The 9,462-nt window shown below is 60.2% G+C and carries 9 protein-coding genes and 1 pseudogene; 6 read left to right on the top strand and 4 right to left on the bottom strand.

Annotated features, from left to right (window positions below):
* Window positions 1-284 precede the first annotated feature (284 nt).
* The gene (locus ACW9HW_RS26685; protein WP_095196105.1) at window positions 285-581 is read left to right on the top strand and encodes a hypothetical protein; all 297 of its coding nucleotides are present in this window, start codon (window positions 285-287) and stop codon (window positions 579-581) included.
* 17 nt (window positions 582-598) lie between these two features.
* Here the strand turns inward: ACW9HW_RS26685 and ACW9HW_RS26680 are convergent, their stop codons facing one another.
* The 3 genes from ACW9HW_RS26680 to ACW9HW_RS26670 are packed head-to-tail and all read right to left on the bottom strand — an operon-like array spanning window position 599 to window position 3,023.
* Window positions 599-1,057, bottom strand: coding sequence for a metallophosphoesterase family protein (locus tag ACW9HW_RS26680; RefSeq protein WP_457402279.1), 459 nt, complete (start codon window positions 1,055-1,057; stop codon window positions 599-601).
* A 43-nt stretch (window positions 1,058-1,100) separates the two neighbouring features.
* A complete protein-coding gene (locus ACW9HW_RS26675) occupies window positions 1,101-2,018 on the bottom strand; it encodes a LysR family transcriptional regulator (RefSeq protein WP_457402277.1) in 918 nt (305 codons plus the stop codon).
* Window positions 2,019-2,048: 30 nt separating this feature from the next.
* Window positions 2,049-3,023 carry a quinone oxidoreductase family protein gene (locus ACW9HW_RS26670; RefSeq protein ID WP_095196102.1) on the bottom strand — a complete coding sequence of 325 codons (975 nt, stop codon included), beginning with the start codon at window positions 3,021-3,023 and terminating at the stop codon, window positions 2,049-2,051.
* Between the two features lie 300 nt (window positions 3,024-3,323).
* Here ACW9HW_RS26670 and ACW9HW_RS26665 point away from each other — a divergent pair.
* Window positions 3,324-4,064, top strand: a pseudogene (locus ACW9HW_RS26665) (L,D-transpeptidase family protein); the annotation flags it as partial.
* A 13-nt stretch (window positions 4,065-4,077) separates the two neighbouring features.
* On the opposite strand, the gene ACW9HW_RS26660 reads toward ACW9HW_RS26665, so the two are convergent.
* The gene (locus ACW9HW_RS26660; protein ID WP_095196101.1) at window positions 4,078-4,992 is read right to left on the bottom strand and encodes a LysR substrate-binding domain-containing protein; all 915 of its coding nucleotides are present in this window, start codon (window positions 4,990-4,992) and stop codon (window positions 4,078-4,080) included.
* A 200-nt stretch (window positions 4,993-5,192) separates the two neighbouring features.
* On the opposite strand from ACW9HW_RS26660, the gene ACW9HW_RS26655 reads away from it, so the two are divergent.
* The 4 genes from ACW9HW_RS26655 to ACW9HW_RS26640 all read left to right on the top strand — a co-directional run bounded on the left by ACW9HW_RS26655 (window position 5,193) and on the right by ACW9HW_RS26640 (window position 9,224).
* Complete coding sequence (locus ACW9HW_RS26655; protein WP_095196100.1) at window positions 5,193-5,942, top strand: SDR family NAD(P)-dependent oxidoreductase; 750 nt, start codon at window positions 5,193-5,195, stop codon at window positions 5,940-5,942.
* Window positions 5,943-6,040: 98 nt separating this feature from the next.
* Window positions 6,041-7,339: an MFS transporter gene (locus tag ACW9HW_RS26650; protein ID WP_095196099.1), complete on the top strand. Its 1,299-nt coding sequence runs from the start codon at window positions 6,041-6,043 to the stop codon at window positions 7,337-7,339.
* A gap of 17 nt (window positions 7,340-7,356) precedes the next feature.
* Window positions 7,357-8,205 (top strand): transketolase, encoded by an 849-nt coding sequence (locus tag ACW9HW_RS26645; protein ID WP_095196098.1) that lies wholly within the window; start codon window positions 7,357-7,359, stop codon window positions 8,203-8,205.
* Window positions 8,202-9,224, top strand: coding sequence for a transketolase family protein (locus ACW9HW_RS26640; RefSeq protein WP_457402274.1), 1,023 nt, complete (start codon window positions 8,202-8,204; stop codon window positions 9,222-9,224). The genes ACW9HW_RS26645 and ACW9HW_RS26640 overlap by 4 nt, the downstream gene beginning before the upstream one ends.
* Window positions 9,225-9,462 lie beyond the last annotated feature (238 nt).

Raw genomic sequence — 9,462 nt, 5'->3', positions numbered from 1 at the left:
CTGACATCCGCCCTTGATGTCGACTGACACGGCCCCTTCGCGAGCAGGCTCGCTCCCACAGGGGGATTGGGGACGTCTGCAAAAGTCAGGTCGGCTGTCAGGCCGCCTCGGTTTGGATTTTCGCGGTACATGCCCCTCCACGCCCTGAGCCTGTCCCTCAACCTGTGACGCCCCCCATTGCGCTGATTCCGCTGAACTGCGCCAAGGACAGACGCAACAGCGACTAATCTGAACAGAACACGATCAGCAATACGTCTCCAGCCTCTTGCTCCGGGGGAAACGGGATGACCGGAATAACAGCGCGTCAATGCTCGTCATGGGTCCTGCCTTCGTTGCTCGCGATCAACCTGGCGCTGATGGCGGGATGCGCAGACAAGCCTCCCCCTCAATATGCAAGCCCGAGCATAGGCTCCAACTGCTACGCAAAAGCCCTGCCCACGGTTGGCGAAGGTGGCCTGGCGTGGGGCGTCACCTTGAGCATCGCCCGGCAAAAGTCCCTGAACAATTGCATACGCTATGCCGGCCGATCCGGCGGCACGCCCGATACCTGCCAAGTGGTGTTGGCGGAGTGCAGAAACTGATAGTGACGTCGGGAAGCTTATTCCAACAGCGAAACCAGGCGCGGCTCGATCGTGTGTTCATGCACTTCGAGCAGCGCCAGTGTCACCGGCAATTTGAATCGCCGCGGACCCGCGCTGCCCGGATTGAGGTAGAGCCGTTCGCCGCGCCATTCCACGCAGGGCTTATGGGAATGGCCGGTGATCACCAGCCGGGTGCCCGTCTCCAGCAACGCCGGGACATCCGCCATGTCATGAACCAGCAGGGTCGGCCATCCGTTGAGGTCAAAGCGTTGGTGGTCGGCCAGATGCCCAGCCCATGCAGCCTGCAGATCATTGTTCCCGCGCACCACATGCAGCGCGGCAATGGCGGCCAGTTGATCGAGGATGTGCGGTTTGCCGATGTCGCTGGCATGGATGATCCGTTCACAATCCGCCAGTGCGGCAAGGGCTTCGGCACGGAGCACACCGTGAGTATCGGAGATCACGCCGACTTTCATGCAAGACTCCTGACCGAACTCGGGTACTCGTAGATAGGAGAAATTACGCCCAGGGAGCGCCCACGGAAAACCGCTCTTCAATCCACTGCTTGAACGCAGCGGTCGCCGCCGTGCTGTACCTGGCCGATGGACGCACCAGATACACACCCCCTTCGGCATCCAGTTGCCACTGCGGGAGCACCCGCTGCAGAACACCGGAATCGATCTCCCTTTTCATCAACCACTCACCGCCAGCGAGAATGCCCAGACCGGATCGAGCGGCGACCAGCAATGCTTCATTATCGTTACTGACCATGCTGCCACGCACCCGGACAGACTTCTGCTCGCCCTCTCGCGTCAGTTTCCATTCCGGCCAGGCGTGCAGTCCGGTGAAGCCCAGACAGTTGTGAGCAGCGAGGTCTGCCGGCGTGCGCGGCGTGCCCTTGCTATGCAGATAGCCTGGCGTGGCGCAGAGGATTCGACGGTGGTCACTCAGTTTTTTGGCCACCAGCCGACTGTCGGCCAGCTCACCGATGCGGATGGCCGCATCGAAGCCCTCGGCGACGATGTCCACGAATCGCTCCGCGTATTCGACCTCCAGTGAAATTTCGGGATAGGCCAGTGCGAATTCCGACACCATGGCGCTGAGCCATAGCCGTCCCATGGCCGCCGGCAAGGCTATCCGCAATCGGCCTCTGACCACGGCCGCACCTTGCGCAGCATCCTGTTGCGCCTGGTTGATCAGGTTGACCGCATGACGCAACTGGGTGACCAGGCGCTCCCCCTCGTCGGTGAAGCGCAGTTGCCGTGTGGTGCGTTCGACCAGGCGGATACCCAGTCGCAGCTCAAGGGCGTTCAGTCGTTTGGAAAGGACTGAAGGGTGGCGTTGCAGTACCCGTCCCGCCGCCGCGAATGAGCCATGCTCGGACAACGCCATCAGCGTCGCAAGCTCATCCGCCTGGCGGCTATCGAAAAGATCCATGCAAGCAACTACCTCACGGGGCCAAACAACTCAAGTCTCCAGCACGATCGCGCCTTGCGAGCGGCCACTCTCCAGATCGGCATGCGCAAGCGCTACATCGGCCAATGGATAGCGACGCCAGATTCGTGGCTGGATGATACCCGCTGCGAAAGCCTGCAACACCTCTCTGGCACGCGCTTGATACTCATCCACCGTGGCGGTGTGGACAGCGAGCGATGGCCGGGTCAGGAACAGCGAGCCCTTGGCATTCAAGACGCTGATTTCCATCGCGGGCACCGGACCCGAGGCCATGCCAAAGGACACCAGCAGGCCACGGGGGCGCAAGCTATCCAGGGACGCCTCGAAGGTCGCCCGGCCGATCGGATCATAGACGACATCGACCTTTTCGCCTTGGGTCAATTGCGCCACCTGATCGGCCAGCGTGGTGGCATCGAACACCAGCACTTCGTCACAACCGGCCGCCCTGGCGCGCTCGATACTTTGCGCTTTTGACACCACACCGATCACGAAAGCTCCCAGGTGCTTGGCCCACGACACCATGATTTGCCCCAACGCCCCCGCTGCCCCATACAACAACACCCGAGTGCCAGGCCCCACCGGATACGTGGTCTTGAGCAGATACTGGGCGGTAATGCCTTTGAACATCACCGCAGCCGCTTCGGCGAAGCCCAGTTCATCGGGAATCCGCACCAGCCGGTTGGCCGGATAGAGACGCCCACTGGCGTAGGCACCCAGCGGCCCTGTGGCATAGGCAACCCTGTCACCTACCGCGACTTCACTGACACCCGCTCCAATCGCCGCCACCCGCCCGGCGCCTTCAAGACCGAGCGCAGACGGCAAGGCCATACGCACCGCACCGGATCGCTGACTCAGATCCAGAGGGTTGACGCCGATCGCCACCTGTTCCAGCCAGACTTCGCCGGCACCCGGCGGCTGAGTGGTGGTTTGCTCCAGACTCAAGACTTGAGGCCCGCCGACATCATGAATCCTGACATTGTTGATCATCTTGCACTCCTCGATTGGTGTTGCCGAAGAGTGTAATCAGGCAAATGACAGAGACTAGACGGGTAAATTGAAGTTCATACGTGCACAGGATGCAGCAATAAATCCAAGGGCTCCGCATAACACTCTGGTTTACCTGGTGGCTGAAGGTTGGCAGCAGATCAATTTCGACACCTCCAGCACGGCACGATTGATTCGTTTTTCAACTAGATGCCATTAAGATTATGCGTTTGTCCTCTGAGTAGCGATCACTGAGTATCGTGCCCTTCACGAACCCAGTCGCCAGCTATTCAAGGCTTCCCGATGATCAAAGCGGTACGGTTTTTTCCCGTCGCCAAAGTGGCCCCCTCCAGAATCAATCAGTTACGGCTGGCGTCAGCGTTGATAGCCGGTTTTATTGTTCAGCCCAGTATGGCTGCCCGCTACGAACTGCCTTCCGATGGAAGTTCAGTGGTGGGTAGCAAGCAATTCGTTATCGCGCGTTTTGAAGACACCTTTGCTGATTTGGCCGAGCGCTACAATCTTGGGTATCAAGAAATGCTGGATGCCAATCCCGGTGTGGATGCCTGGTTGCCAAAGGTCGGTACGAGCATTCAGATCCCTACGCAATTCACCTTGCCTGAGGGTCCGAGGGCGGGTGTGGTTATCAACCTGGCTGAACTTCGCCTGTACTACTTTCCTGCCGGAACCCGGTACGTTTACACCTATCCGGTAGGAATTGGCCGTGAAGGCTGGTCGTCCCCTTCAGGCACGACTCGCATTACCGAGAAAGTCGCCAACCCTTCGTGGTTTCCTACCCCTTCCATTCGTGCCGAACATGCGGCGGACGGGGATCCATTGCCGAGCCGTGTCCCCCCCGGGCCAGACAACCCACTTGGTCCCTATAAAATACGTTTGGGACAGTCGACATACCTTATCCATGGTTCAAACAAGAAATTCGGCATCGGCACACGTACCAGTCATGGTTGCTTTCGCATGTACAACCACGATATCGAAGAGTTCTTTTCGAGAGTACCGGCAGGTACGACTGTGCGAATCATCAATTAAAGCCAAAGGCTCAGTAACTGAAATCATGCCCCAGCTCTTTCTGCATCCACTCCAGGAAACGCCTTACCCGAGGGAAGTTCGAATGGGCACGGGGAAACACCAGGTGGTGGGCGGTGATCGGCGCGCTCAACTCGGGCGCCACCTCGACCAACGCACCGCGTGCCAGATAGTCCTGCGCCAGCAGCGTGCTTTCGAGGGCAAAGCCGAGCCCGTGACTGGCGGCCTCCAGCGTCATGTAGGAACGATCGAAGCTGAGGGTGTAGGGCTTTTCGGGGCGTGACACGCCATGTTGGGCAAACAACTGCGGCCACTTGATCAATGTGGCTTCCGACAGGATCAGGTTGTTGTCCAGCAAATCCGTGACCGTGCGGATCGGGCGCTTCTCCAGCAGTTTCGGCGAGGCCATGACCGCGATCTGCTCATTGCGAATCGTCCGTACTTCATAGCTGGGCCAATTGGGCATGCCATGGCGGATGTCGACATCGATCTTGTCGCGACTGAAGTGCAGCGACTCATAAGAGCACGAGAGATTGAGCTGGATATCCGGGTGACTCTCGCGAAACTGCTCCAGGCGCGGCATCAACCACAGCAGCCCGAAACTGGGCGATGAGTGCAGACGCAGGCAATCGAGACTGACATCGCTGGAGGCGCGTTCGGTGGCCACGGCGAGGCTGTGCAGGATGCCGGAAACCTCCGTCAGGTACTGCTCGCCGACCGGCGTCAAGGTCACGCCTCGGGCCGTTCGGAAAAACAACTGTCGCCCGATCATCGCCTCCAGCTTGGCCAACTGGTGACTGACTGCCGAGGGGGTCAGGTCGAGCAATTCGGCGGCGCGCGCGACATTGCCGAAGCGGGCGGTCTGCTCGAAGGCCTGAATGGCTTTCAGCGGTGGCAGTGTTGCAGGTGCGTCGTCATTTGAACCCATGATGATTGTTGTTCCGCTGCAAGTGGCATGAAACGGGGGTTAAGCCATTCAAGCATCCGGACAGGCCGTTGGCGAGTGCTGAATTTTTTTCAGCATCCAGTGAAGTTCGCGTTATTGCTCAGGGTCGGTGTGGAGAACAAGCTGAGTCATCGATTCGATTTGAGTCGAACCCATAAAAACAATCTCAGAGGTACTCCTCCATGCTTCTTCAAGGCAAAGTCGCGATCATCACCGGTGCAGCTTCCGCACGAGGCATTGGCCGCGCTACCGCGACCACCTTCGCGCAACACGGCGCCCGTGTGGTGATCCTCGATCTGGATGAATCCGCCGCACGCGATGCCGCTGCGACCCTGGGCGAAGGCCATCTCGGTCTCGCGGCCAACGTCGCAGACGAATCCCAGGTTCAGCAAGCTGTCGCGAAAATCATCGAGCACTTCGGTCGCATCGACATTCTCGTCAACAACGCCGGCATCACCCAACCCCTCAAGACCCTGGACATCCGCCCTTCGGATTACGACAAGGTGCTGGACGTCAGCCTGCGTGGCACTTTGCTGATGTCCCAGGCGGTGATTCCGGTCATGCGTGAGCAGTCATCCGGCAGCATCGTGTGCATGTCCTCCGTTTCCGCTCAACGCGGTGGCGGCATTTTCGGTGGCCCTCATTACAGCGCGGCCAAGGCCGGCGTGCTGGGTCTGGCCAAAGCCATGGCCCGGGAACTGGGGCCGGACAAGGTCCGCGTGAACTCCATCGCCCCCGGCCTGATCCATACCGATATCACCGGTGGCCTGATGCAGGACGAACGCCGTCACGCCATCATCGACGGCATTCCCCTCGGACGCCTGGGTGAGGCGCAGGATGTAGCCAACGCTGCGCTGTTCCTGGCCAGCGACCTATCCTCTTACCTGACCGGCATCACCCTGGATGTGAACGGCGGCATGCTGATTCACTGATGACACCTGACGGGCCTGGCGGCCCGTGCGGATCTGGATCGACGACGCAGCCGGGCCTCATCGCCTGGCGGTCAATAAAAACAAGAGATCAGACCATCATGACTACCCTGTCGCTCGAAGCGGTTTCGACCGTGCGCTCCAACGCCTACCGCAAGACCGCGTGGCGCCTGATGCCCTTTTTGATGCTGTGCTACCTGTGCGCCTACCTGGATCGGGTCAACGTCGGCTTTGCCAAGCTGCAAATGATGAACGACCTGGCGCTCAGTGAAACCGTCTACGGATTGGGCGCCGGCATGTTCTTCATCGGCTACTTCCTCTGCGAAGTCCCCAGCAACATCATCCTGCACAGGGTCGGTGCACGTGTGTGGATCGCCCGCATCATGATCACCTGGGGCATCGTCTCCGCCCTGTTCGCCTTCGTCGAAACCGCCTGGCAGTTCTACGCCCTGCGCTTTCTGCTCGGGGTTGCCGAAGCCGGCCTGGCACCGGGGCTGTTGCTGTACCTGACCTACTGGTTTCCGTCCTACCGGCGTGCGCGCATGACCGTGTTGTGGTTCATTGCCATTCCGCTGTCGGGCATGGTCGGTGGCCCGCTCTCGGGCTGGATCATGAACCACTTCGCCGGCATGCACGGCTGGGCCGGCTGGCAATGGATGTTCGTCCTGGAGGCGGTGCCGACGGTGGTTATCGGCCTGCTGGTGCTGAGTTATCTGAAGGACGGCGTGCATCAGGCCACCTGGCTCGATGAGGACGAAAAAGCCTTGATCAGCCGTGAACTGGCCGAGGACGACCAGCAGAAAGTGACCCATGCCTCAGTAGGCGAGTTCATCCGCGACCGGCGTCTGTGGTTGCTGGCCGGCATCTACTTCTGCGTGGTGATGGGGCAGTACGCAATCACCTTCTGGCTGCCGACCCTGGTGCGTAACGCGGGGGTTTCCGATCCGCTGCACATCGGCTTTCTGTCCAGCCTGCCCTATCTCTGCGCGATTGTGGCCATGCTGTATGCCGGACGCAGCGGTGACAAACATCGTGAGCGGCGCTGGCACCTCATTGTACCGATGATCGCGGGTGCTTTCGGGTTGAGCCTGGCTGCCCTGATGGGTGGAAATGTACTGCTCTCCATTCTCAGTCTTTGCCTGGCCGCTTCCGGAATCCTGTCCGCGACGTCGATGTTCTGGATGTTGCCCACCACGTTGCTGGGCGGGGTGTCTGCCGCTGCCGGCATCGCGGCGGTCAACAGCTTCGCCAACCTCGCCGGCTTCTGTTCGCCTTACCTGATCGGCTGGGTCACCACACAGACCGGTTCCAGCGCCATCGGCATGTATCTGATCACCGGCGTACTGCTGTTCGGTGCCACGTTGGTACTGCGCATCCCCGCCGCCTCGGTCAATCGTTGATTCATTGGAGTTTCACCATGACTGCTCATCCTGCATTCACGTCATCTACGACGCTGGCGCAACGCGCTCATAACATTCGCCGCCATGCCTTGCGCATGGGCCAGGTTCAGGGGCAAGGCTACGTCGGCCAGGCCCTCGGCGCCGCCGACCTGCTGGCTGTGTCTTACTTTCACGCCCTGAGCTATCGGCCCGAAGACCCGGAATGGGAAGGACGCGACCGCTTCTATCTGTCGATCGGTCACTACGCCATTGCCCTGTACGCAGCCTTGATCGAAGCCGAAATCATCCCGTTGGACGAATTGGAAACCTACGGCGCGGACGACAGCCGCCTGCCGATGTCGGGCATGGCCGCCTACACCCCGGGCATGGAGATCACCGGTGGTTCGCTCGGCCAGGGTCTGGGCATCGCCGTCGGAGCCTGCCTGGGACTCAAGCGCAAAGGCTCACCCGCCTTCGTCTACAACCTGTTGTCGGACGGCGAGCTGAATGAGGGCTCGACCTGGGAAGCGGTGATGTCGGCGTCGCACTGGAAGCTCGACAACCTGATCGCCATTGTCGACGTCAACAACCAGCAAGCCGATGGCCATTCCAGTGAAATTCTTTCGTTCGAACCCATCGTCGATCGTTGGCAGGCCTTCGGCTGGTTCACCCAACGCGTCGATGGCAACGATCTGGAAGCTCTGGTCACCGCGTTCGATGCCGCACGCAACCATCCCGGCACTCAACCACGGGTGATCATTTGCGACACCAAAATGGGCAAAGGCGTGCCCTTCCTCGAAACCCGCGAAAAAACCCACTTCATCCGCGTCGAAGAACACGAATGGGATCTGGCACTCAGCAACCTTGAAGAAGGAAACAACCAATGAGCAACGCAGCCCACACGCCGACTTCCACGGTTACGCCTGCCAAAAAACGCCTGACGACTTCAGCGATGATTGCCTCAATCGCCTCTGAGGGCCAGGCCACGAAATCCGCACCGTTCGGCCATGCGTTGGCCGCATTGGCGGATCAACGCCCGGACATCGTCGGCCTGTCCGCCGACCTGTCCAAGTACACCGACCTGCACATCTTCGCCAAGGCCCATCCGGATCGTTTCTATCAAATGGGCATGGCCGAGCAACTGCTGATGAGTGCGGCAGCGGGCATGGCCCGGGAAGGCTTCGTGCCCTTCGCCACCACCTATGCCGTATTCGCTTCGCGCCGCGCCTATGACTTCATCTGCATGGCGATTGCCGAGGAAAACCTCAACGTCAAGATCGTCTGCGGCTTGCCCGGCCTCACCACCGGCTACGGCCCCAGCCACCAGGCCACGGACGACCTGGCGATTTTCCGCGCCATGCCCAACCTGATGATCGTCGATCCGTGCGATGCGCTGGAAATCGAACAGGCGGTGCCCGCCATTGCAGCCCATAACGGGCCGGTGTACATGCGTTTGCTGCGCGGCAATGTGCCGCTGGTGCTGGACGAATACGGCTACCAATTCGAGATCGGCAAAGCCAAGACCCTGCGTACCGGTAACGATGTGCAGATCATCTCCACCGGTTTGATGACCATGCGTGCCCTGGAGGCGGCGAAAGAGTTGCAAGCGGATGGGGTTGATGTCGCCGTGTTGCACGTGCCGACGATCAAACCCCTGGACGAGCAAACCATTCTGGCTGAAGCCCGCAAACCGGGTCGCCTGGTGGTCACCGCAGAAAACAGCTCCATCATCGGTGGTCTGGGCGAAGCGGTCGCCGGTGTGCTGCTGCGCAACGGAGTGACGCCGACCTTCCGGCAGATCGCATTGCCCGATGCGTTCCTCGATGCCGGAGCCTTGCCAACGCTGCATGACCGCTATGGCATCTCGACCCAGGCGGTCTGCGCGCAAGTCAAAGCCTGGCTTTGAGCGCTGACCGCGTGAAACCAGATACCCAACGGCGCCCTCGGGTTTTTCGCGAGCGAGCTCGCTCCTACAGAGGCTTTGCGTACGACACGGATGGACTGTAGGAGCGAGCTTGCTCGCGATGGTGGTGAACGATGGCGCGTGAAACCAGATACCCAGCGGCGCCCTCGGGTTTTTCGCGAGCGAGCTGAACTGGCCTAATGATTTTGGACACTTCAATCGGGCGCTATGATGGCGCCCA

The organism is Pseudomonas sp. SDO5532_S415 (assembly GCF_054071155.1).
Note: the sequence above shows the minus strand (reverse complement) of the source record. Positions and strands in the feature narration are given on the sequence as shown.